Raw genomic sequence first — 22,951 nt, forward strand, 5'->3', positions numbered from 1 at the left:
TGATGGGTGGACAGAAAAGCTGTCAGAGTCAGGACAGCAGGGCTGCCTTTACCGTGACGCGTTCCATATCGTCATCGGAGAAACCGAAGTGGTGGCCGATCTCGTGGAACAGGATGTGTGAAACCACCTGCGGCAGCTCCTCGCCCGTTTCACTCCAGTAATCCAGAATGGGGCGGCGGAAAAGGTAGACGGTGTCCGGGTGGGTTCCGCTTGGCAGACGCTCGCTCTTGCGGCGATCCAGTGCGGGTTGTCCGTCTTCACTAGCCTGATGATCGGCGCCCTGATAGAGGCCGAGCATGTCAAAGGGCGTTTCACAGTCCATGGATTCCATCATCTGTTCGGTCGGAAAGTCCAGAACCTGAATGGTGACATTCTGTCCGAACTGACGGAGTTCCTCCGGCATGTGGGCATAGGCTTCGCGCGCCAGGGACTCGATATCAATCAGGTCCGGCGGTGTCGTAAAGCGACCTATTCTGTGGAACTGCGCCATTTGCGGAGGTCCTTGCCCTTGTGCTCGTGTGATTAATCCGGCGAATAGGCCCTGTCTTTGACAAAGAGTCAAATCATTTCGGTGTCTCTTTGATCCGGATGACGTGTTATTGCCTGATACCGGGCGGGAAACAGACCGGAGATCACCGCGAAAACGGGTGATCGGGTTCGGAGGCCTGTACCGTGGGGGGCTGGTCAGAGTGAGGCAGCGGCCCTTGAGGCCTGATCGTAAAGGCCCGAGGTGCTTCTGAGAAATCTGGCAATTTCCGAGATTTCCTCATAGTCCGATGTGGACAGGTTTGCGGTCTCCAGCAGGCAGACCTTTCTGATTTCTGCGTAGGCTTCGCAGGCTTCGACGCCTTTGGCGGTGGTGCTGTAAAACATCTCCTTGCCGGTTTTCTTCCCGGAGACCAGGCCAAGCTTCACAAGCTTTTTGAGCGCATAGTTGACGGTGTGCAGATCCTCGATGTTGAGAATAAAGGCAATGTCTGCCAGCCGCTTTTCCTTGTTGCGATGGTTGACGTTGTGAAGAACGAGGATGTCCAGAGGGCTGAAATCCTTGTAACCGACTGCTTTCATGCAATGCATCATCCAGCGGGAAAAGGCATTGAAGGTCATGATCATGGCATATTCAAGCTCGCTGATCTGCCAGCCCTCACTGCTGTTCGCCAGATGCAGGGAAGAGACTATCGGTTTGGTTTTCTTGGTCTTTTCGCTCATTTTGCCATCTCTTTTGAAAGCGTCTGTACCATTTCTAGCATGTGTCGGGGTGTTTTTTCAATGATTTAATCAAAACGTTGACAAAATGTCAGTGTTTTGATTATTTTCTTGGTCAACATACAAAGACAGTATCTTTCTGGGAGGCACAAAATGTCTGGAACCTGGCAATTCTGGGTTGATCGTGGTGGCACCTTTACGGACATCGTGGCACGGCGCCCGGACGGAAGCCTGCAATCACACAAACTGCTTTCCGAAAATCCGGAGAGATACAGGGATGCTGCCGTTCAGGGCATTCGCGAATTGCTGGGGCTGACGCCTGAGGAGATGATACCTGCCGGAACCATTGATTCTGTCAAAATGGGGACGACGGTTGCCACCAATGCCCTGCTGGAGCGAAAGGGGGATCGCACGGTTCTCCTGATCACGAAGGGGATGCGCGACCTGTTGCGTATCGGCTATCAGAACCGCCCCAGACTGTTTGATCTCAATATTGTTTTGCCCGATTTGCTGTATGACGAGGTGATCGAGGTTGATGCCCGCCTTGATGCAGATGGCAACGAGATCAGGCCGCTGAATGAGCAGGCTGTCCAGGAGGCCCTGGGCAAGGCCCGGGAAGCGGGTTTCCGTTCGGTTGCCGTGGCACTGATGCATGGGTACCGTTTCACAGATCACGAGCAAAGGATCGGGCGGATTGCAAAGGATCTCGGTTTTTCCCAGATTTCTCTCAGCCATGAGGTCAGTCCGCTGATCAAGCTGGTGTCACGGGGGGATACGGCTGTTGTGGATGCCTATCTCTCTCCGATCCTGCGGCGCTATGTCAAACAGGTGAGCGATGCGCTCGGCGCGGACAAGGGAGGCTGTGGCGCCCTGATGTTCATGCAGTCCAATGGTGGTTTGACAGATGCGGAGCTGTTTCAGGGCAAGGATGCCATCCTGTCCGGTCCGGCAGGAGGCGTCGTCGGCATGGTGCGCACGGCCCAGGAAGCGGGTTTCGACAGGCTCATCGGTTTTGATATGGGGGGAACCTCGACAGATGTCTGTCACTTTGCCGGAGAATACGAGCGCTCCTTTGAAACCGAGGTGGCAGGTGTCAGGATGCGTGCTCCGATGATGAGCATTCACACCGTCGCTGCGGGTGGAGGCTCCATTCTGTCGTTCCGTCAGGGGCGCATGCAGGTGGGGCCTGAAAGTGCAGGCGCCAATCCGGGGCCGGCCTGTTATCGTCGTGGTGGTCCGCTGGCTGTGACAGACTGCAATGTTGTGCTGGGCAAAATCCAGCCTGACGAGTTCCCGGCTGTCTTTGGGCCTGAAGGCAACGAACCGCTGGATGTCGGGGCCGCGCGTGAGGGCTTTGAAAGGCTGGCGCGGGAGATCGCTGCTGAAACGGGAGAGGCCCCGAAGCCTGTTGAGGAACTGGCCGAGGGTTTCCTGCGCATCGCGGTCGAGAACATGGCCAATGCGATCAAGAAGATCAGTGTGCAGCGCGGGTATGATGTGACGGGATACACCATGAACTGCTTTGGTGGTGCGGGTGGACAGCATGCCTGCCAGGTGGCTGATGTTCTTGGCATGGAAAGTATCTATATTCATCCCTTTGCAGGTGTTCTTTCTGCCTTTGGCATGGGGCTGGCCGATATTCGTGCCATCCGCGAACACCAGTTTGCGGACTCGCTTTCCCGACGGGATGCGGCTCTCAGGGCGCTTGAGAGGATCGGCGCACAGGCAAGGGAAGAAGTACTGTCCCAGGGAATTGACGAGGCACGTCTGAGCCTGATTTATACGGCGCATATCCGCACGCCCGGATCACATCAGACCCTTCCCGTTTCTTTCGGGGAAGAGGTCGCGATGCGCCGGGATTTCGATCGCGCCCATGAACAGCGGTTCGGCTTTGTGCCGGATTATGATGATCTGATCATTGATCTCCTGACAGCAGAGGCTGTCGGTTCGACAGGGGAGGGTGTTCAGCTTCTGCAGTCTGAAAGCAGACGGAACCAGGGCCGCAAGGCAAGCATGTACACCAACAATGACTGGTGGGGTGTGCCTCTGGTGGAGCGTGAAACCATTGATGCGGGGGATGTCATCACGGGGCCGGCCATTATCATTGAAACCACCGGGACCAACATTGTCGAGCCGGGCTGGGTTGCTGAAGGCCTGTCCGACGGAGGGCTTCTGTTGCGCCGCGTTGTGCCGCTCCAGCGCGAGGAAGCAATCGGTACCTCTGTTGATCCGGTGATGCTGGAGGTGTTCAACAACCTCTTCATGTCGATCGCGGATCAGATGGGGGCAACGCTTGCCAACACGGCCTATTCCGTCAACATCAAGGAGCGCTTTGATTTTTCCTGCGCAATCTTTGATGCAGAGGGGGATCTGGTTGCCAACGCTCCGCACGTTCCGGTGCATCTGGGATCAATGAGCGAGAGTGTGCGTACGATCCTGCGGGAGAATGATGGCAGGATCAGCCCCGGTGACGTCTTTATGATCAACAATCCATACAACGGGGGAACGCACCTGCCGGATGTGACAGTGATCACTCCTGTTTTTGATGAGGCGGGAGACAACATCATTTTCCTGACGGCATCGCGGGGGCACCATGCCGATATCGGCGGGAAAACACCGGGTTCTGCACCACCGGACAGCAGACACATTGATGAGGAAGGTGTGCTGATCGACAACTTCCTGCTTGTTGAACAGGGAAGGCTGAGAGAGGCAGAGACACGGAAACTCTTTGCCTCTGGTCGCTATCCCTGTCGGAACATTGATGAAAATATGGCCGACCTGGCTGCCCAGGTTGCCGCAAATGCAACCGGAGCGCAGGAGTTGAGCCGGATTGTCGGGCAGTTCGGGCTGGAGGTTGTTCAGGCCTATATGAAGCATGTTCAGGACAATGCCGAGGAGAGTGTCCGCAGGGTTCTGGATGTCCTCAGGGATTGTTCCTTTGTCTATCCGCTGGACTCCGGTGCCGAATTGAAGGTGAAAATCTCGGTCAATCGTGCAGAGCGCTCTGCCCTGGTTGATTTCGAAGGGACCTCTGCTCAGGATCAGTTCAACTACAATGCGCCCTTTTCGATCTGCCGGGCCGTGGTGCTCTATGTTTTCCGCACGCTGGTCGGGGCAGACATTCCGATGAACGAGGGGTGCCTGAAGCCGATTGAGATCAGGGCTGCGAAGGGAAGCATGATCAACCCTGAATACCCTGCTGCTGTGATTTCGGGGAACACCGAGGTCAGTCAGGCGATTGCCGATACCCTGTATGGAGCACTGGGAGTGATAGCCGGGTCCCAGGGAACGATGAACAACTTTGTTTACGGCAATGACAGGCTGCAGAACTATGAAACGATCTGCGGGGGGGCAGGGGCCGGTGACGGCTTTGATGGAACCAGTGCCGTGCACAGCCACATGACCAACACCCGCATGACCGACCCGGAGGTTCTGGAAAGCCGGTTCCCGGTCCGTGTAGAGGAGTTTTCCATCCGCAGGGGATCCGGAGGAAAGGGCCGCTGGAACGGAGGGGACGGGATCACACGTCGTCTGCGCTTCCTCGAGGAAATGACGGCGACGGTTCTCTCCTCTCACCGGGAGGTCTCCCCTCACGGTGCGGCAGGCGGTGGAACTGCGAAAGTCGGAGAGAACTTGGTCGAGCGTCAGAATGGTTCTGTCGAGGAACTCAAAGGCAATGACGAGGCTCTGATGCAGCCGGGTGATATCTTTGTCATGCACACTCCGGGAGGTGGCGGATACGGGACAGCCTGACCTGTTCCGGAAAGAGCTCTGTCAAAAGCCCTCCTGGCCTGCATGTGGCCGGAGGGCTTTTTTGTGTGTAATGCTTTCTGTGGGGCCGGACAGACGCAATATCCCCGGGAATGACACAGGCTTGTCATGCGGATTTCAAAAATTGTTGGTCTTTCCGTGAGATATTCCTACATCATAGAAGCACAGAAGGAGACCGAGAGCATGAGCAAAGCCTATGCACTGACTGAAGACGAGCGCAAGGAAGCCCTTGAGGAACTGGAGGGCTGGGCGCTGGTTCATGGCCGGGATGCCATCCACAAGGAATTTGTTTTCAAGACCTTCAATCAGGCCTGGGGCTTTATGAACCGGGTTGCGCTGGCTGCAGAGAAAATGAACCACCACCCGGAGTGGTCCAATGTCTACAATCGCGTCTCCATAGCTCTGACCACACATGATCTGGATCGTCTGAGCAATCTTGATCTGGAACTGGCGCGCAAGATCGAACGCTTTGCAAAGCAGGCCTGACGGATTGCTGATGCGTATCCTTGATCGCTTCAGAGACTTGAGACGCGACAGACCGGATGCGGACAATCCGGACAGGACCCGGCTCAGCACGGACTTGCGGACGGTCGAACAGGGGTTCTGGCCCAAGGTGAAGGGGTTGCTGGGACGTGTCACCTTTCTGGAAACGGCGTTGGCGGCCTATTACTGTGCGATGGACCCGAAGACGCCAAAGCGTGTCCGCCTGATCCTTCTGGCTGCGCTGGCCTATTTCGTCGTGCCGCTGGATATGATCCCCGATCTTCTGACCTTTATCGGCTTCACGGACGATCTGTCTGTCCTGATGGCAGCCATTGCTGCGGTGTCCAGCGAGATCACGGACGAGCACCGCGAGAAAGCCCGCCAAAAGATGGAGGAGTTTCGCTAGCTGTGCTTTTGGCAAGAGGGGCCCGTTGTCTTGCGTCCCGGATCTGCGTTGTGGGCGGACTGAGGGAACAGACAGGCTGTTTGCCTTCGGGATCCTACTGGACTGGTTTCTGGCGCAGGCGGCTTTCTGCAGAACAGCTGACATTGCGCTGGCCTTCGCGGGCCAGCTGTGCCTCGCGTCTGGTGATGTAGAAGGATGATCCCATGATCACGAAGGCGCCAAGCCAGGTCCAGAGATCTGGAAACTCGCCAAAGAACAGAAAGGCGAGGCCGGCTGTGACAGGCATGCGTGTGTAATCCAGTGGTGCCAGGGTCGAGGCCTCGGACAGTTTCATGGCCTTGTTGATACCGATATGGCAGACAACCCCCAGAAAACCGATGAAGGCCCCCATCAGCCAGATTTCCCAGGATGGCCAGATCCAGACAAAGAGAGCCGGAACAATCGACAGGATGGTCATGAAGAGGTTCATGTAGAAGACCATGGCATGAGGATTTTCCGTCCTGGAGAGAGCCTTGACCATGAGCATCGAACCCGCCATGAAGGCCGCAGCCAGAACAGGCAGACCGGTGACAAGGGAGACCTCTGCAAAGCCGGGACGAATGATAATCAGCACGCCCATGAACCCTGCCAGTGTTGCCAGACTGCGTCGCAGGCGAAGGCTTTCACCCAGAAAGAGTGCCGCGCCCAGTGTCACGAAAAGAGGGATGGTGAAATTCAGTGCTGTCGCATCTGCAAGGGGAAGCAGACTGAGGGACAGAAACCAGATCACCATTGCAGTAAAGCCATTGAGTGATCTGAGAACATGAAAGCGCAGGCGCGTTGTCTTCAGGCCGCTCAGGCCCGCTGAGAACAGCCAGGGCGTGATAAAGAGCAGGGCGAAGGCGTTGCGAAAAAAGGTGGTCTGGAGGACGTGCAGCTCTTCCGACATCAGACGGACCGTGAGGTTCATCAATGCAAGGCCGGCGACAGCCAGCATCATAATGGCGGGTCCCCGAACGGATGCGGGGATAAGGGCGAGCATAATCCGGACTTTCGGAAGAAACAGGAAAAAGTGTGTTCAGGAAGAAAGGACCTGTTTCCCCTACTCTTGAACAGCTCCGGTGAAGTTTCAAGCAAAAGTTCCCGGTTCTTTCAGAAGCTTCTAGCGGTCGAGCTGTGTTTCGGTGATCAGATGGGTTTGTATCCGGGAGACAAGGTCATGATCGTTGAGCTGGCTGGTGATCTCGTTCAGGCGCTGGACCGAGGTGACCTCCAGCAGCATGACGGCATCCAGTTCACCTGCTGTGGACCAGAACTTGCGGATTTCAGGCAGGTGACCAAAGGCCTCTTTCAGTCTTTTGCAGAAGGACCCTGTGAGTTGCAGCATGACAACGGCCTGCATTGCAGAGGTCACATCAGGCTTTTTGCGCAGAACTGTGAAGCCCTCGATTGTGCCTTCCCTTTCCATGCGGGCCATGCGCTGGCGCACTGCTGTCGGGGAAAGATTGACCGCGCGCGCCAGGGCGCTGATCGGAATGCGGGCATTGTCTTCCAGAAGCATCAGGATCTTCTGATCGCGGTCATCCAGCATGATGTCTGAGGGCCTGTTCATGTCTCGTTTGGTCAGTCTGCTATGTGGAATTGACATGGAAGAGCGAAAGTTTGGTGCTTTCCCCATATTGAGACTGTCTGTCTCCCGGAGGATCATAGGGGGCAACAAGGCAATAGCAAGAGGATAAGAAAACCATGACCTTCGCACCTGATCATGCTGCACTGATCATGATTGACTGGCAAACAGGTTTTGATGACTGGGATTACTGGGGCGGAAACAGAAACAATCCGGAAGCGCAAAGCAATGCCGCCCGGTTGCTGGCGCACTGGCGGGAAAAGAACGGGGCTGTCTTTCATGTTATTCACCACAGTACCAATCCGGCCAGTCCCCTGCGCCGGGAAAAGGAAACGGGACAGATTGTGCCGGAGCTTGCCCCGCTTGAAGGGGAAGAAGTGATGCACAAGCGGGAGAATTCCGTCTTTGTCGGAACACATCTGGCTGTCGCGCTGAGACGTTTGGGGATCAACAGACTCGTCATTTCCGGTCTTACCACAAACCACTGTGTCTCGACCTCAACGCGAATGGCCGGAAATCTCGGTTTCGAGGTGCGTCTGGTCGGGGATGCCTGTGCAACCTTTGACCGGGTCGGGCCGGATGGGGAAAGCTTTCCGGCGGATCTGATCCATCGGGTCTGTCTGTCTGACCTGCATGGAGAGTTCTGTCAGGTGGTCAGGAGTTCAGACCTGCTCTGAGTGAAACAGCACAAGGCCGGAGCAGTGTGCGCTCCGGCCTTGTGCCTTGTGGATACGGGAAAAGCTACTCTGCGGCTTCCTGCGGGACAGCCGTTGAGGATGGCCGCACCTTGCGTTTGCGTTCTGATTCCGATTTCAGCTGACCGCAGGCTGCGAGAATGTCCTCTCCGCGTGTTGCGCGGATCGGTGCGGACAGGCCCGCATCGTTCAGGGCCTGCGCAAAGCGGTTGATCTGGTTGCGCGAGGAACATTCAAAAAAGGAGCCGGGCCAGGGATTGAACGGGATCAGGTTGATCTTTGCCGGAATACCCTTGAGCAGTTTGACCAGACGGCGTGCGTCCTCAAGACTGTCGTTAACATCCTTCAGCATCACATATTCAAAGGTGATGCGGCGTGCATTGCTCAGGCCGGGATAGTTGCGGCAGGCATCCAGCAGGTCCTTGATGGAATACTTGTTGTTGATCGGCATGATCTTGCTGCGTGTCTCGTCATCTGTTGCGTGCAGGGAAATGGCGAGATTGACATTCAGCTCTTCGCCGCACTGCCAGATTTGCGGAACAACGCCGGAGGTGGACAGTGTGATCTTGCGCTTGGAAATCGACATGCCTTCGCCGTCCATGACGATTTTCATGGCCTTGGCAACATTGTCGTAGTTGTACAGCGGCTCGCCCATGCCCATCAGGACAATATTGGTGATGGAACGGTCAGGGGCCGAGCTGGGCCATTCGTCCATGGCATCACGCGCCAGCATCAACTGGCCGACAATCTCCATGGGGGAGAGATTGCGCACAAGCGGCTGGGTCCCGGTGTGGCAGAACTTGCAGGTCAGGGTACAGCCAACCTGTGAGGAGATGCAGAGGGTTCCGCGCTCTGTGTCCGGAATGAAAACAGTCTCGACTTCATTGCCATCTGCAAAACGGAGCAGCCATTTGCGTGTACCGTCAGAGGAAATCAGATCCTCGACAACGTCCGGGCGTCCGACGACATAGTGCTCTTCCAGCTTGGCCCGAAAGGTTTTGCTGAGGGAGGTCATGTCCGCAAATTCGCTGGCTCCGCGATTGTAAATCCACTGCCAGAGCTGCTTGGCGCGGAATTTTGATTCCCCCATGGTGGTGATTTCATCCTGCATCTCTTCGAGAGACAGGCCGACCAGGACCTTGCGTCCGTCTTTTGCCGTAAGGGAAGGTGGTGCAAAGGCTGCGGCGTGGCCTTTGGCTGCTTTTTGATCCGTCATGTCAGGCTCCAGTGTGAAGACCGCCTTGACCCGTTCGGGCAGGCGCGCTTCCGGGAAGATGTCTGGTCAGTGCCAGAGCGGGAGCAGGAAGCGCATTGCGGTCAGGTTCTGGCGCCTTACTTACTCCTGTGGATAAAAGGAATCAAGTCTCAAGCAAAAGAAAAGCCCCGTCCCGGAAGAGGGCAGGGCTTTTCCTAAAGGATGTTCCGGGCAGATCAGGGCTTTTTGCAGGTGGTGTTGATCGCCTTGTAAGCTGCTGTGAAACCACTCAGGGAATAGGTGTCGGTTGTCTTTGTCCCCCGGCTGGAATAGCCCACAGCCTTCAGGGTGCTGCCCTTGATCATGGCATCAATGATCTTCTGGTCTGCTGCAGTGTCATAGGCCCAGGCTGTGTCGCCGCCCGTGAAGAACTTGAACTTCTGCTTGCCGATTGCCAGATCGACCTCGCTCTTGTCCTTGAAGGTGTAACCTGTGGAGATGCTGACCTCGTTCCAGAGCTTTTCTGCAGGCCTGTGGGTGACCAGCATGAAGATGTCGCCACGTTTGGTGTAGTTGCCGACTGCCTTGGTCGGGGCAGAGGCAATATAACAGACTGTCTTTCCGTTCTCCTGGAAGCTGTAGGCTGTCCAGTCACGGCTTTCCAGAAGCACCCTGACGGATTGGGCAGACGCCTCCTGGGAGGAAAAGGTCAACAGGGCTGCTGACAGGGCACCAACGGCTGCAAGACCTTGAACAGCCTTGCCTGCAGTGTCGCGGCAGCGTCTGGTAACAGTCTGAAGAGCAGAGTTCAGTTGGCTTTTTGTAGTCTTCAAGGGTCTTCCTATCCTTGTCCGTCGATTGCTGTCATTAATGACATAAATGCCAATATTGGAAATTCTGTGGCGAAAATGCCCAGTCCGTAAGAAAGCTGGTGTGGCCTTTTTGTGATCTTCGTGAAATCACTATATGGTCGGGAACGTTACGCAAATATGCAGCATTGAACAAGCCATTTGCGAAGAGTTCACAGCTTTCTTATGACAGAACCCTACTTGTCCGTGTTTTTGCCTGTGCGGATAACCTGCGAGCCGTGGACGTGCTCCGGCAGGGCCTCAAGGGCGGCACGGGGATTGACAGGACGCTTGGGAAAACGGCCCATGGACATCAGGCGGTCATAAAGCACGATAGCTCCTGCAACGCCGACGTTTACACAGAACTTCATCGGAATCTTGACCATGTAGTCACAGCGGGCCTGCATCTCGGGGGAGAGGCTTCCCTTCTCGGGGCCGAGGATATAGGCCGCCTGCGTCGGGTGGCGGAAGCTTGGCAGCTCGATTGATTCGTCTGTCAGCTCGACGCCGACAAGCTGAACACCCTTGGGCAGCACCATTTCCTCTGCTGATTCAAAGGTGTAAAGGGGCATGTTCTTTTCTGCGTAGGATGTATCGGACATCCGGACTTCACGGGAATTGTAGTTCGGGTTCACCGTAAAGAAAAAGCTGGCGCCAAAACTGTGGGCACTGCGGATCAGGTTGCCGAGGTTCATGGCCTTGTTGCCACCTTCTACACCCATTCCGAAAAAACCGCGCATTTGCATTGTTCGATCCTGTTTCTTGCAGGCTTTGCCTCGGGTTCAATAATTGTCAGGGTGACAATCCAGTTCTTGCAAAGCCGGGAGAGGCTGATTAGCTTCTTCGCCTATAGCGTCTTGACCAGAAAATCAAGTCATGGGTTTCCTGTGGCAGAAAACATGACGCCGCGGCAAGGTTATTTTCAGGACAGAATAATGCAGCAATCCGATATCGTATCCAGCAACATCGAAGTCGAAGTCACTCGCGGAACAATGGTGGAAAGCCGCCATGAGGTTTCCTTTGCGGTGGTCAATGCTGCGGGTAAGGTTATCACTGCTGCAGGAGACTACAATGTTCCGGTTTATGCGCGATCCTCACTGAAAATGCTGCAGGCCATCCCACTGGTTGAAACCGGTGCAGCGGATGCCTTCGGCCTGACAGACCGGGAGCTTTCGCTGGCCTGTGCCAGCCATGATGGCGAGACAGTTCACACTGAAACCGTTGCCGGGTGGCTGGAAAAAATCGGCTGCAGTGTTGATGATCTGGAATGCGGTGCGCATCTGCCCTATCACCTGCCGTCGATGGAGGCTCTTCTGCGCGCCAATGGCGAGGCTTCTGCCCTGCACAACAACTGCTCCGGCAAGCATACGGGATTTCTGTCTTTTGCCCGTCACTGCGGCATGCCGACCGGGGGATATATCAAGTATGAACACCCTGTTCAGCAGCGCATTCTGGGCGTGCTGGAAAGCATGTGTTCCGAAGATCTTGGCAATGCACCGCGCGGTGCAGACGGCTGCGGCATTCCCGTGATCGGAATTTCCCTTGCCAAGACCGCGCTGGGTATGGCGCGTATGGCTGATCCGGTTGATCTGCCTGCGGCTCGCGCAAAGGCCTGTGAGCGTATTGTTCAGGCGATTGTCAGGGAACCGGTGATGATTGCAGGCACAGATCGTTTCTGTTCCCATGTGATCCGTGCCCTCAAGGGCAGGGCTGTTGTCAAAACCGGTGCGGAAGGTTTCTTCTGTGCCATTTTGCCGGAAGACGGTCTTGGTATTGCTCTCAAGGCGCGCGATGGTGCGACACGTGCCGCTGAAACAGCCCTGCTGGCTGTTTTGAGAAAACTGAAAATCCTTGATGATGCAGCAGAAGCCGAACTGAAAGACCGTATCACGCAGCCGCTGCGCAATCGCGCAGGGGTTCATGTCGGGGATGTGCGTGTTCCCAGACAGTTGCCCTTTTAACTGATCCCCTCCAAGACAGGAGAGGGTGTCGGGTCTCCTGACCCCGGACCGGATTTGACAATGAGTAACCCCGCCCTTTCAGAGCCGGAAAACTTCTGGACCAGCAAGCTCTTTGGTTATCTTTGCGGTACGCTCGGCATGCTGATCTGGTCCGGATGGGTTGTGGTTTCGCGCTACGGTGTCCAGCAGACCCTGACACCAATTGACATCACGCTTGTTCGTTACCTGACCGCTGCAGCATTGATCCTGCCCTTTCTGGTTAATCGCTGGATGAAGCGGGGCTGGTGGCACGGCCTGAGTTTCTTTCAGGCACTGGTGATCACGACAGGCATCGGAACCCCTTATGCGGTTATGGCCTATGGCGGTTTCGCCTATGCTCCTGCGGCGCACGCAGGGATCTTTATCAATGGTGCGGTTCCCGTTTTTGTGGCGCTGCTGCTTTTCCTCTGGATCCGTCAGAAGGTGAGCCTGAACAGGCTGATCTCGATCCTTTTTCTGGTCGCCGGGTGTGTCCTGGTGGGCTGGAGTAGCTTTTCCGGCGACAGTGGCCAGGCTGTCTGGTTCGGGGATCTCCTGTTCCTGGGGGCAGGTCTTTTCTTTGCGCTTTACACTGTTTCTGTGGGGCTGTGGGGGGTGCGGCCTGCCCAGGCCATGACTGTTGTGCCGAGCTTTTCACTGGTGATGATTCTGATCATCTGGCTTGCCGGTTTCGGTGAATCACATCTCCGGATGACAGCCGTTGAAGACTGGCCGTGGGAAGAGGTGATCTTTCAGGCCGTTTATCAGGGCCCCATCGTAACGCTGCTTGCCATGAGCTGCTTTGTCAAAACGGCGTTGATTCTGGGGCCGTCGAAACAGGCGACCTTCACAGCCATGGTTCCGGCCGGGGCCACAGTTCTGGCCCTGCTGGTTCTGGGGGAAGTCCCATCTGTGGAAACCGTCATCGGGCTTGGTGTCGTGACAGGCGGTATTGTGCTGTCGCTGCGCAGGAGCAGCGATGCCTGATGGTGCCTCAGATCTCCCGCCTGCGCAGATAGAGGCGGTTGATCCCGTTGAGGATGTCGAAAAATTCCCGGAACTGTTGGTCAAAGGTTGAGCGATCAAGTCTGGGGTCCAGCTCCTGCAGCTCGACGAGGATTTCACCCACAGTCATCTGCCCTGTACAGCGCTCTGCAATTGCTCCGGCCAGACGTGGCAATGGAAGACTGAGCTTGAGGCCGTCAGCGGAGGCGGGGAATTTCCTGTTCTTTTTGCAAAAGGCTCCCAGCTGTGCCGCTTCCATGTCCCGCAGAACCGGAAGCATGTCGTCTTCCGGTCGGGCCACCCCGGAACTGGCCCGGTCATCCTGTCGGGTGAGATAGGCGATGTGAACCTTCAGATTGCCTGCGAGCTCCTCTGCAAGGCTCTCGCTCTGCTGTCTGTCCAGCCCGGCAAAGGCAGCCCTGACTTTCGGGTCTTTTGTATAGGTCTCCGGCCTGTAGCGGATCGGATCGACAAAGCTTGTGATCTGAAGTTCGGCAGATTGGGCGAGATCGTACAGCTGTTCAACCCGGTAGGCCCGGTCACAGGAGTGGAGCAGGAGGTCCACCAGCCCCGCGTCACTTTCCCTGTGATCGTTCAGGAAGGGATTGCGTTTGAAGCCGTTGGTGTCGGGCAGGTCGGCCAGAACGCGTTTTGCAAGGACCACGCGATCCTTGAGGTCGGGCAGGCCGGATGTCAGACGGCGCAGGGCATCCTGCATCGGATAGAGCCCGGACCGGCCAAGCGCGCCGTAGACCATGATCCCGATACCGCCCCGGGGTGCCAGGACAGCTTCAAGAGCCTTCAGTCCCTCGCCTGGTTCCGGCAGATGGTGGAGCACGCCGCAGCAATCGATGTAGTCGAATTCTCCCAGTCCCATGGTGGGCAGCTCGAGCAGGGAGCCGGTGTGGAAGGTGATATTGGTCAGACCGCGGGCTTTGGCCCGTGCCTCGGCTGTTTCGCGTGCCTTTTGTGAAAGATCCAGATAATGGACGGTCGCTTCTCCGGTGATCCAGCCTGCTTCACGGGCATCTGCCAGCTGCTGGGCAAGCATGATGGTGCCATCGCCTGTCCCGCCACCTGCGAAGAGGACACGGAAGGGCTTTGAAAAGTCGCGCTGTCCGCCAAAGAGATAATGATTGATCTCGTTGAGGATGCCGGGTGAACCAGTGATCAGGCGTTTTTTTTCATCTGCGGCCCTGCGATCCGGATAGGGATAGTTTTCATACTGGTCGCGCAGTGTGCTGATCGCTGTTGTCTTGTTCTGGTTCATGGTCTTTTCGGATCCGGAGTGCGAAGGAAAGTGCGGGGATCATCCTCATAAAGCTTCTGATCTGCAAGTTTCTTTTAAAAGTTCTTGCAAGGCCGGGAGGTCTCTGGGCTTATGGAATGAACAGAAAAAAACAGTAAAACAGGCGGAACCCATGCAAGGTCATGAAGACAGCGTGCTGTCAGAAGATGAAGACGACAGTCAAAAGCGACGTTTTCCGGGTATTACAGATGCGCGTCGTCTGGCCTTTATTCTGGCTTTTGTCATCACTCTCAGCCCCCTGGCGATTGATGTTTATCTTCCGGCCATTCCGGCCATCGCACAGGATTACCTGTCCCTGGTCGAGGATGTGCAGCTTTCTGTCAGTGCCTATCTGATCGGCTATGCCTTTGGTCAGCTTCTGGGTGGACCGCTCTCGGACATCTACGGGCGACGCTTTATCGGTGTGATCGGGGTTGGTATTTTCTGTCTGTCCTCTTTTGCCCTGAGCTTTACGGATCAACTGGAGCTTTTCCTGTTCTGGCGGGTGTGTCAGGCAGTCGGCGGGGGTTTTATCATGGTCAATCCCCATGCTCTGGTGCGCGATCTCTTTACAGGAAAGGATGCTTCGCGGTTGCTCGGACTGGTGAGCTTTATCATGATGCTGGCCCCGCTTGTTGCCCCCGCGCTCGGGGTGGGGTTGCTGGAGCTGTGGGGCTGGCGTTCCATTTTTGTGATGCTGGGCGTCTATTCCCTGATTCTCGTGCCGGTTTTCCTGATGGTTATTCCGGAAACGCGCGGCAAGCGTCCAACGGTTCTGCCGCTTGAAACGGCGCCTCCCAGCAGGGGACTGTTCGAGGCCTTTCGTCGCTATGGCGGTGTGGTCCGGCACAGGCGGGGCTGGGGCTATCTGGGGTCGCTGGCACTGGGCTGGGCAACAATGTTTGTATTTTTGACCCATGCAGCCTTTATCTATCTGGATTATTTTGATTATTCCGAAGAAACCTTCCCGCTGCTTTTCGGAGCGAACATTGCCCTGATGATGGTGATGAACCGTCTCAACAGTTTTTTCCTGCGCTACAGATTGCCGGAGGATCTGCTGAAAACGGCGGTCTTCCTGCAGATTGCAGGGGCCCTGCTTTTCTTTGTTCCGGTTGCGTTTGGGGTTGTTTCAATTGCGCTGGTCATGCCCGGTATTGTTCTGGCGATCGGGGCACTGGGAATGCACGGACCAAATGCCATGACCTGCTATCTTGCCAATTTCGGAGATCGTCCGGGAGCGGCAACAGCAGTCAGCGGTGCAGCGACCTTTCTGATGGGGGCAGGGCTTGGCAGCCTGTCGTCACTCTTTGTCGGGGAGACGCTCTTCCCGGTTGCCCTGACCATGTTCCTGTCTGCGCTGATGGGGGGTGTCCTGCTTTGGCTTCTGGCACTCAGAAAGGCGTAAAGCCGAAACAGAGCTCTCCCCCTTGGTTTCACGGCACCCGGTGACCAAGGGCAGCCGTGTAGAGCAGGAACCAGTCCTCGCGATCCATCCTGACGCGCAGGGCATCTGAAATGGAGGCAATCCGTTCAAGGGTGTTTGTGCCCATGATCGGCATGATGTTCGCCGGGTGATGGAGAAGAAAGGCCGTTGCGACGGCCGCGCGATCAACGCCGTTTTCCCCGGCGATCCTGTCCAGGGTCTGCCCCAGTTCGCCACTGTCGGACAGGATCCGGCCGCCTCCCAGCGGGGACCAGGCCATCAGGGCCTGGCTGTTTTTCTGATGAAAGGCGATGTCTCCGTTTGTAAAGGGGGCCAGCTGTACCAGGGAGATTTCAATCTGGTTTGTGACCAGCCTGTTGCTCATGGCCGATTGAAGAAGCTCACAGTCCCACGGGCGGAAGTTGGAAACACCAATGGCGCGCACTGTTCCGCTTTTAACCAGATCGTCCAGAGCCGCGCCGGTCTCGTGATGGTCCATCAGGGGATCGGGCCTGTGAAGCAGCAGGAGATCCAGATAGTCTGTCGACATTTTCGAAAGGGAGCGCTGAACGGCGGCTTCGATATATTCCCTTGATGTGTTGTAGTGTTTGACACCCTTACGGGAAAAGGGACCACCGGGAACGACAATGTCGCATTTGGTGATGATTTCCATCTTCGGGCGCAGGGACGGATTTGCTTTCAGAGCTTCCCCGAGAATGGTTTCAGCCTGGTAACCGCCATAGATATCGGCCTGATCAAAGGTCGTGATACCCTGTTCAAGACAGGCTTGAATCTTTGCCTCTGTCCTGCCGGCAGAGCGATCCTGATCATCGGCAAGGCGCCACATCCCGTAGACAAGGCGGCTGAGGTTGAGATCCGGGTTCAGAGAAACACGTTGCATGCTGCGGGCCTTTACTTTTTAAATGTGTTCAGAAACAGGAAATACACAGGCAGAACAGTCGGTAAGAGATTGAGGACAAGCGTTTTTTGTTAACTCTCTTTCAAGGGCTGCTATGCTAGGTTTCGGTTCTATCATCTTCAAGGAATATCTGACTCCATGGCTCTGACTGGCCCTGTCCACATCGCTCTTTTTCTGGGTTACAGCCTGATTGCAATCTTTCTTGCCCTTTGGGGGGCTGATGTTCTGCAGGGGTTGCGCTCCTTTGATGCCTGGCTGCTCGGGCTGGCTTTCTTTCTGGTGGCAGCAGGCGCGCACGAGCTTGTGCGCAGAAGGCTGACAGAAGATGCCTCGCGCCGAAAAATGGATGTTCTCCATCACAATCAGGTCGTTCTCCGCGACAGGATCGGTCTGTGTCAGCGCGAACTGGAAGGCCTGCAGGAAGCACTGGAATCAGCTGCACAGCGTGAGGCGCTGGATGAGGAGGAAGGCATCCTCAATAAAGCCCTCAGTGAACTGAACCTGCTGAAATCCCTGATGCCGGCCCTGTCCAATCCTCAGGACGGTTTCTTTGTCGAGAGCGGACAAAGTGACTTTTCTCCCCTGCCGGAGTTCCTTTCAGCCAGTCAGGGAGCGGGGGAGCCCATGCGTTCTGATCCTGTCCTGTCAGATCATGATCGCTTCAAGCGCGACGGGAACGGTTTGTCCGATGCCCGTGTTGTTGATCTCAATCGTCGCCGGGCAAATGCAGCGGAAAAGGATGAAAACTTCTGGTCCGATTTCCTGCCCAAAAAGATGGAGAGCAACGAGGCCCAGATCAACAGTGATGTTGTGCCTGCTGTCATGCTGGCTCCGGTGGTGCGTGGTCTGGATGAAAGCGAACTGCTGGATATCGTGCGCAAGGCAACGCGCGAGGATCGCGTTGAGCTTTTCATGCAGCCAGTTTTTTCACTGCCCCAGCGCAAGCTCAGGTTCTATGAATGCTTCAGTCGCCTGAACACGCCCGAGGGTGGTTTGATCATGCCGAACGACTATGTGCGTGTCGCGCGGGATGCCGGGCTGATTACGGCAATCGACAACATGCTGCTGTTCCGGGCTGTTCAGTCTGTGCGCAAGGTGGCCCGCCGAAACGGAGAACTGTCCTTTTTTATCAATCTTTCGGCCCATTCCCTGCGGGATCGGGCGTTTTTTGATGACTTTATCGAGTTCATCCGCAGCAATCAGCATCTGGCCAATTACATTATTCTCGAGTTTCGTCTGGACGAGTTCCTGGAGTTTGAAGAGCCGGATCACCGCCATCTGCGCAAGCTATTCGAGCTGGGGTGCCGCTTCTCGGTGGATACCGTCAATCACTTTGATTTTGATCCGGGCATGATGGCCCGCCGCGACGTGCGTTTTATCCGCGTTACAGCAGAACAGATGCTGGCATCCCCAACGGCCACACAGCGCTTGCAGGATGAAATCGCGGAGCTGCCTGTTGAGCTGGTTCTGGAAAAGGTTGAGTCGGAAGACGTGCTGATCCAGATGCTGGATTACGATGTCAGTTACGGGCAGGGGTTCCTCTTTGGTGAGCCACGTCCGAGCCGTGAGTAAAAGGGCCAACTGTCCTTTTTCCCTTTCTGCATCGTTCCGGGCTTGAAAAACCGGCAGTTTCCTGCAAAGCAGATGAGACCATTCCTTCCATGAAAAGAGATTTCCCATGGCTTCCATTCGCTATATCCGGGGTGCATCCGAGCTTCTGAACAACTACGACGGTTTTGTCATTGATCTCTGGGGTGTCATGCACAGCGGAGGACAGGCTTTTCCTGAAGCTCTGGAGGCTCTCAAAGGCTTGAGGGAGGCCGGGAAGAGGATTGTGATCCTTTCCAATGCGCCGCGCCGGGTGGATGCTGTAGTTGCACGCAACAGGGAGCAGGGCATTGCAGAGGAAATGGCGGATGCCGTTTTGTCTTCCGGTGAGGTGACCTGGCAAAATCTGAAGAACCCGACAGGTGATTTTTACGGGACGCTGGGTCGCAAGGTCTTTCTGATTGGTCCGCATAGGGACAACGGAATGAAAAAGGGGCTGGATCTGGAGTTTGTTGAGGATCCGCAGGATGCCGATTTCTTTTTGCTTTGTGGGTTGATGGAACATTCCCCGCGGGATCTGGACCCGACCGGATATGACGATTTCCTCAAGCCGGCAGCAGAGCGGGGCTGCCCGATGGTCTGTGCAAATCCTGATCTTGTTGTTGTTCGCGGAGGAAGCCGGGAAACCTGCGCCGGAGCCTTTGCAGAACGTTATGAAGCGCTGGGTGGCCGGGTTCAGTATCACGGCAAACCCCATCAGGATATCTATCACCGTTGCGCGGAGTTAATGGGCGTGGATGACCTGTCCCGTGCGATTGCTGTCGGGGATTCCCTGCGTACGGATGTGACAGGCGCAAACCGTGCCGGTATGGCTGCCCTCTTTATTGCGGGCGGGATCCATCAGGATCAGATCGGTGATCTGGACAGTCCGCAGGGTAAAGCCGCTTTGGAAGAACTCTGCAACGATTATGGAACACAGCCTGTTGCGGCTCTGCCGGTCTTCCGGTTCTGATCCCTGCAGCCTTGTGAATGCGGGACTGGTTATAGTTCGATATCGCAGACGAAGACGCCTTTGATGCCTCCTTCTGTTGCTTCCACAAGCTGCTTGCCAATGGCTTTGTGCTTGCTGTTTGCAAGGTAGCTGTCACGCGTTTCGGCATCTTTGAAGTCAAACCAGAACATGTCGCGGAAATTGTGGACAACAGCATCTTCCGGTGAAACGTTGGGCCTGTGCTCAAAAGCCAGAATGCCGCCGATTTCCTCCTGGAGTGCCGAGAGGGCCTCCATCAGTTTTTGCCTGGTGTCCTGCGGGATCTCCGGCTTGTAGCGGAGAAAGACAAGATGTCTGATCATGATCGCTTTCCTGAACGGGCTGGTTCGGTTGAGCGCAACTGTAGCACAGGCCGGTGTCCCGGATGGTTTCAGGGCTGTTTTTTCAGACGAAGCGCAGGTGGCCCGTTTTGATCCAGAAGCGAACCCCGTTCTCTCCGCTGGTGAGGATGGTGTGACTGCCGGCCGGGAGCCTGAGCCAGTCCTGTCTGGTCAGATGATCGCCTCCTTCTTGAAGTTCGCCTTCCAGAACGAGGATTTCTGCACCACCGGAAGCATCCAGCTCATGGCTTGTCCCGGCGTCCCAGACTTCAAAGGAGACCGCTTCGCGCTGGTCCCTGTGAAGCTGCTGGCTTTTGACACCGGAACGATGGGTGTCAGCGACCGCCCTGTCCGGTGACATCATCAGATCAAACTGGTTGCGATCGGCTTCATCAAACTGCCAGAGCTTGACGAAAATGGTGCAACCGTCATCAGAACGTGGTGTGTGACGGGTGGTTGGCGGATTGCGGACATAGCTTCCTGCAGGATAGTCGGCATGCTCATCCTGGAAGGTGCCTTCGAGGACGATAAACTCTTCGCCTCCTCCGTGAGTGTGGGCTGCAAAGGCGCTTTCCGGCGCAAAGCGGACAATTGTGGTGGCGCGTGCAACTTCATCCCCGATGCGATCCAGCATTTTTCGTTCCACTCCGGCAGCCGGAGACTCCCGCCAGGGGTTTTCCGAGGTTCGAATCAGAATACGCTTGGAAAAATCGGAATTGAGCTCCATGGTGTCCTCCTGCATTTTTGTCTACTAACAGGTAGTGTGTTTCTGCCAGTCTGCAAGTTGGGTCGTGATGGAAAAGTCATCCTCTACAGCTTTTTTGCCTCTTACCGGTTTGATTGCCGCACAGGTTTTTGCCCTGAGTGTCTGGTTTTCCTCCTCTGCAATCCTGCCGGAACTGGCTGTGGAGCAGGGGCTGCTTCTGTCATCCCTGTCCCATCTGGCAACGGCGACGCAGGCGGGCTTTGTTCTGGGAGCTCTGGTTCTGGCCTTTACTGGTTTGCCGGATCGTCTGGATCCGCGTCGGCTTTTTGCCAGCTCTGCCTTTCTGGCGGCTTTTGCCAATCTGGGTTTGCTTGTTTTTCCGGCAGACGGCGTGTGGGCGACGCTTTCCCGCTTGCTGGTCGGGGCTGCCCTTGCGGGTGTTTATCCGGTCGGGCTAAAAATGGCGATGAGCTTTGCGCCGCATCGCAGGGGACTTCTGGCCAGCCTGCTTGTCGGGGCGCTGGTGTTTGGGTCAGCCATGCCTCATCTGGTGGCCCTTTTCAGGTTTCAGGACTGGAGCCTTTTGCTGGTCGTGACGACCGGCCTTGCTGCTGCCGGAGCGATAATTGGCCTCCTGATGCCGGAGATGAGGCTGGTCCGTGCTGCCCGGTTTTCGGCTTCTGCCCTGAGGCTGACCTTTACGGACCGGGAATTGCGGCGCGCCTATCTTGGCTATTTCGGACATATGTGGGAGCTTTATGCCTTCTGGGCCTGGGTGCCCCTGATCCTGACAGGGTCTGGTCTGGCTCAGGCCGTGGCTTCGGGTGAGGAGAGTTCCTTTGCCGCGCTTCTGACCTTTGTGGCCATGGGGCTGGGCGGACTGGCCTGTTTCCCTTTCGGGTTGCTGGCTGACAGGCTGGGCAAGGACCGGGTCGCCCGCTGGATGCTCATGGGGAGCGGAGCGTCTGCATTGCTCTGTGCCCTGGCGATTTCGGCAGCGGGTGAGCAGGGATGGACCATCTGGCTGCAGGGCGTGACGATCCTGCTGATACTGGGATGGGGGCTGTTTGTTATTCCGGACTCTCCGCTTTTTTCTGCAATGGTTGCCGAGGCTGCACCGGCAGAGGTTTCCGGATCACTTCTGACACTGCAGACTGCAATCGGGTTTGGAATTACAATTGTGTCCGTGCAGATTGTCCCTGTGCTGGCAGAGCAGCAGGGTTGGCCTGTTGTGATCGTCGTTCTGGCTTTGGGGCCCGTCGCGGGGCTTCTGGGGCTGGGCAAACCAGCCCCGAAAAACTCCGGTGTCAGAGATCACTCAGCCTGATGCGTTTTTCCGTCCGTGCAGACTGTGCAACAGCATGGATGACCTTTTCAAATGCGTAGGCATCCGCAAAGTTTGGCGAGGCCTCCCGATCTTCGGCAATGGCTGTCAGGAATGTGGCAGCTTCGATGACCTTGAGGTCGTTGAAACCCAGCTGGTGCCCGGGTGCGGGACAGAAATTTCCGTATGGCGCATGGGCCGGCCCCGCCAGAATGGTTTTGAAACCCTGCTCGGAAACAGGTCCTTCATTCTGGTAAAGCTGCAGCTCGTTCATGCGTTCCTGATCAAAGCAGATCATGCCTTTGGTGCCGTGAACCTCCCAGGCCAGCCTGTTCTTGCGTCCCCAGGCTGAGCGGGATGTGGAAAGACTGCCGTGAACGCCGCTTTCGAAACGGATGAGAGCTGTTGCCGTGTCCTCGTTCTCGACGGCCGCCTTGCCGGAGCCGTCTGGCAACGGACGGGTTTCATGGACGGTTTGCATCTCCGCGATCAGGCTTTCAACAGGGCCGACAAGCCCGCAGGCCATCGACACAAGGTGACAACCGAGATCGCCCAGTGTTCCAAGACCTGCATCTGCCAGTGTGCTGCGCCAGGTCCAGTGCAGGTCCGGATTGGCCTGGTAGTCCTCATCAACCCAGCCGCGGAAGTGAACAATGCGTCCGATGGCGCCCGCTCCTATCAACTGACAGGCATGCGCAAAGATCGGATTCTTGATGTAGTTGTAGCCAACCATCGTGCGAACGCCTGCTTTTTCAGCGGCGTTCTTCATTTCAAGGGCCTGTTCCAGTGTGAGGGCCAGGGGTTTCTCGCAATAGACGTGCTTTCCGGCCCTGATGGCTTCCAGAGCCATTTCAAAGTGAAACTTGTTGGGGGTCGTGATGGAAACGACATCAACATCCGGGCTGCTGACCAGATCCTGCCAGCGGTCTGTTGCCTTTTCAAAGCCAAGCTGGTTTGCCATGCGTTCAGCCTGGTCTGCAGGCGTGTCACAGAGAAGAGCCAGTTTGATATCCGGAACACCTTCGCCCATGACAGCTTTGGCTGTTCTGTAAGCAAGGGCGTGTGTCTTGCCCATGAAACCTGTTCCAATCAGGCCGATGCCCAAGGTTTTTGAAGATTGTTTTGTCGTTTCTGACATTAGAACTGGACCCTGTCGGTTTTCGAAAATAGAATATTTA

General features: G+C 56.1%; 22 protein-coding genes. 10 read left to right on the forward strand and 12 right to left on the reverse strand.

The genetic code is table 11. The features are described from left to right. Positions 1 to 28: 28 nt before the first annotated feature. Together AAAH10_RS11615 and AAAH10_RS11620 are read right to left on the reverse strand one after the other, a co-directional pair. Positions 29 to 490: a metallopeptidase family protein gene (locus tag AAAH10_RS11615; RefSeq protein WP_343563699.1), complete on the reverse strand. Its 462-nt coding sequence runs from the start codon at positions 488 to 490 to the stop codon at positions 29 to 31. A 194-nt stretch (positions 491 to 684) separates the two neighbouring features. Next, positions 685 to 1,209 (reverse strand): winged helix DNA-binding protein, encoded by a 525-nt coding sequence (locus AAAH10_RS11620; protein WP_343563700.1) that lies wholly within the window; start codon positions 1,207 to 1,209, stop codon positions 685 to 687. 150 nt (positions 1,210 to 1,359) lie between these two features. Here AAAH10_RS11620 and AAAH10_RS11625 point away from each other — a divergent pair, with 150 nt between their 5' ends. The 3 genes from AAAH10_RS11625 to AAAH10_RS11635 all read left to right on the forward strand — a co-directional run bounded on the left by AAAH10_RS11625 (position 1,360) and on the right by AAAH10_RS11635 (position 5,866). Next, positions 1,360 to 4,959, forward strand: coding sequence for a hydantoinase B/oxoprolinase family protein (locus AAAH10_RS11625; protein WP_343563701.1), 3,600 nt, complete (start codon positions 1,360 to 1,362; stop codon positions 4,957 to 4,959). A gap of 201 nt (positions 4,960 to 5,160) precedes the next feature. Beyond that, complete coding sequence (locus AAAH10_RS11630) at positions 5,161 to 5,463, forward strand: 4a-hydroxytetrahydrobiopterin dehydratase (RefSeq protein ID WP_343563702.1); 303 nt, start codon at positions 5,161 to 5,163, stop codon at positions 5,461 to 5,463. Between the two features lie 10 nt (positions 5,464 to 5,473). Then, entirely contained in the window at positions 5,474 to 5,866 is a 393-nt protein-coding gene (locus AAAH10_RS11635; protein WP_343563703.1) for a YkvA family protein, read from the forward strand. Between the two features lie 94 nt (positions 5,867 to 5,960). Here AAAH10_RS11635 and AAAH10_RS11640 read toward each other — a convergent pair whose 3' ends face one another. Together AAAH10_RS11640 and AAAH10_RS11645 are read right to left on the reverse strand one after the other, a co-directional pair. Continuing rightward, positions 5,961 to 6,887 (reverse strand): DMT family transporter, encoded by a 927-nt coding sequence (locus AAAH10_RS11640; RefSeq protein WP_343563705.1) that lies wholly within the window; start codon positions 6,885 to 6,887, stop codon positions 5,961 to 5,963. A 120-nt stretch (positions 6,888 to 7,007) separates the two neighbouring features. Further along, positions 7,008 to 7,457 carry an Lrp/AsnC family transcriptional regulator gene (locus AAAH10_RS11645; protein WP_343563707.1) on the reverse strand — a complete coding sequence of 150 codons (450 nt, stop codon included), beginning with the start codon at positions 7,455 to 7,457 and terminating at the stop codon, positions 7,008 to 7,010. Between the two features lie 134 nt (positions 7,458 to 7,591). Here AAAH10_RS11645 and AAAH10_RS11650 point away from each other — a divergent pair, with 134 nt between their 5' ends. Further along, positions 7,592 to 8,149, forward strand: a complete 558-nt coding sequence (locus AAAH10_RS11650) for a cysteine hydrolase family protein (protein ID WP_343563709.1) — start codon at positions 7,592 to 7,594, stop codon at positions 8,147 to 8,149. A gap of 64 nt (positions 8,150 to 8,213) precedes the next feature. On the opposite strand, the gene rlmN is transcribed toward AAAH10_RS11650, so the two are convergent. The 3 genes from rlmN to AAAH10_RS11665 all read right to left on the reverse strand — a co-directional run bounded on the left by rlmN (position 8,214) and on the right by AAAH10_RS11665 (position 10,956). Then, entirely contained in the window at positions 8,214 to 9,383 is a 1,170-nt protein-coding gene (gene rlmN, locus AAAH10_RS11655) for a dual-specificity RNA methyltransferase RlmN (RefSeq protein ID WP_343563711.1), read from the reverse strand. Between the two features lie 215 nt (positions 9,384 to 9,598). Next, entirely contained in the window at positions 9,599 to 10,195 is a 597-nt protein-coding gene (locus AAAH10_RS11660) for an invasion associated locus B family protein (protein ID WP_343563713.1), read from the reverse strand. A gap of 212 nt (positions 10,196 to 10,407) precedes the next feature. Then, positions 10,408 to 10,956: an RNA methyltransferase gene (locus AAAH10_RS11665; protein WP_343563715.1), complete on the reverse strand. Its 549-nt coding sequence runs from the start codon at positions 10,954 to 10,956 to the stop codon at positions 10,408 to 10,410. A gap of 189 nt (positions 10,957 to 11,145) precedes the next feature. Here AAAH10_RS11665 and AAAH10_RS11670 point away from each other — a divergent pair, with 189 nt between their 5' ends. Both AAAH10_RS11670 and AAAH10_RS11675 read left to right on the forward strand, forming a co-directional pair. Then, the gene (locus tag AAAH10_RS11670) at positions 11,146 to 12,171 is read left to right on the forward strand and encodes an asparaginase (RefSeq protein WP_343563716.1); all 1,026 of its coding nucleotides are present in this window, start codon (positions 11,146 to 11,148) and stop codon (positions 12,169 to 12,171) included. 60 nt (positions 12,172 to 12,231) lie between these two features. Continuing rightward, on the forward strand, positions 12,232 to 13,176 hold the full coding sequence (locus tag AAAH10_RS11675; protein WP_343563717.1) for a DMT family transporter: 945 nt from the start codon (positions 12,232 to 12,234) through the stop codon (positions 13,174 to 13,176). A gap of 7 nt (positions 13,177 to 13,183) precedes the next feature. Here the strand turns inward: AAAH10_RS11675 and AAAH10_RS11680 are convergent, their stop codons facing one another. Further along, entirely contained in the window at positions 13,184 to 14,464 is a 1,281-nt protein-coding gene (locus AAAH10_RS11680) for a methyltransferase (RefSeq protein ID WP_343563718.1), read from the reverse strand. A gap of 151 nt (positions 14,465 to 14,615) precedes the next feature. On the opposite strand from AAAH10_RS11680, the gene AAAH10_RS11685 reads away from it, so the two are divergent. Further along, entirely contained in the window at positions 14,616 to 15,887 is a 1,272-nt protein-coding gene (locus AAAH10_RS11685) for a multidrug effflux MFS transporter (RefSeq protein WP_343563720.1), read from the forward strand. Positions 15,888 to 15,915: 28 nt separating this feature from the next. Here AAAH10_RS11685 and AAAH10_RS11690 read toward each other — a convergent pair whose 3' ends face one another. Further along, positions 15,916 to 16,806, reverse strand: coding sequence for an aldo/keto reductase (locus AAAH10_RS11690; RefSeq protein ID WP_343563722.1), 891 nt, complete (start codon positions 16,804 to 16,806; stop codon positions 15,916 to 15,918). A 156-nt stretch (positions 16,807 to 16,962) separates the two neighbouring features. On the opposite strand from AAAH10_RS11690, the gene AAAH10_RS11695 reads away from it, so the two are divergent. Further along, positions 16,963 to 18,396: an EAL domain-containing protein gene (locus AAAH10_RS11695; RefSeq protein ID WP_343563724.1), complete on the forward strand. Its 1,434-nt coding sequence runs from the start codon at positions 16,963 to 16,965 to the stop codon at positions 18,394 to 18,396. Between the two features lie 106 nt (positions 18,397 to 18,502). Continuing rightward, a complete protein-coding gene (locus AAAH10_RS11700; RefSeq protein ID WP_343563725.1) occupies positions 18,503 to 19,384 on the forward strand; it encodes a TIGR01459 family HAD-type hydrolase in 882 nt (293 codons plus the stop codon). A 29-nt stretch (positions 19,385 to 19,413) separates the two neighbouring features. Here the strand turns inward: AAAH10_RS11700 and AAAH10_RS11705 are convergent, their stop codons facing one another. Continuing rightward, a complete protein-coding gene (locus tag AAAH10_RS11705; protein WP_343563726.1) occupies positions 19,414 to 19,725 on the reverse strand; it encodes a Dabb family protein in 312 nt (103 codons plus the stop codon). Between the two features lie 82 nt (positions 19,726 to 19,807). Continuing rightward, on the reverse strand, positions 19,808 to 20,470 hold the full coding sequence (locus tag AAAH10_RS11710) for a cupin domain-containing protein (RefSeq protein ID WP_343563728.1): 663 nt from the start codon (positions 20,468 to 20,470) through the stop codon (positions 19,808 to 19,810). Between the two features lie 67 nt (positions 20,471 to 20,537). On the opposite strand from AAAH10_RS11710, the gene AAAH10_RS11715 reads away from it, so the two are divergent. Further along, positions 20,538 to 21,776, forward strand: a complete 1,239-nt coding sequence (locus tag AAAH10_RS11715; RefSeq protein ID WP_343563730.1) for an MFS transporter — start codon at positions 20,538 to 20,540, stop codon at positions 21,774 to 21,776. Here AAAH10_RS11715 and AAAH10_RS11720 read toward each other — a convergent pair. Continuing rightward, a complete protein-coding gene (locus AAAH10_RS11720) occupies positions 21,757 to 22,911 on the reverse strand; it encodes a Gfo/Idh/MocA family protein (RefSeq protein WP_343563732.1) in 1,155 nt (384 codons plus the stop codon). The genes AAAH10_RS11715 and AAAH10_RS11720 overlap by 20 nt on opposite strands. Positions 22,912 to 22,951 lie beyond the last annotated feature (40 nt).

This window comes from Carbonatibacter coralli (assembly GCF_039592655.1).
Lineage (GTDB): Bacteria > Pseudomonadota > Alphaproteobacteria > Kiloniellales > Kiloniellaceae > Carbonatibacter > Carbonatibacter coralli.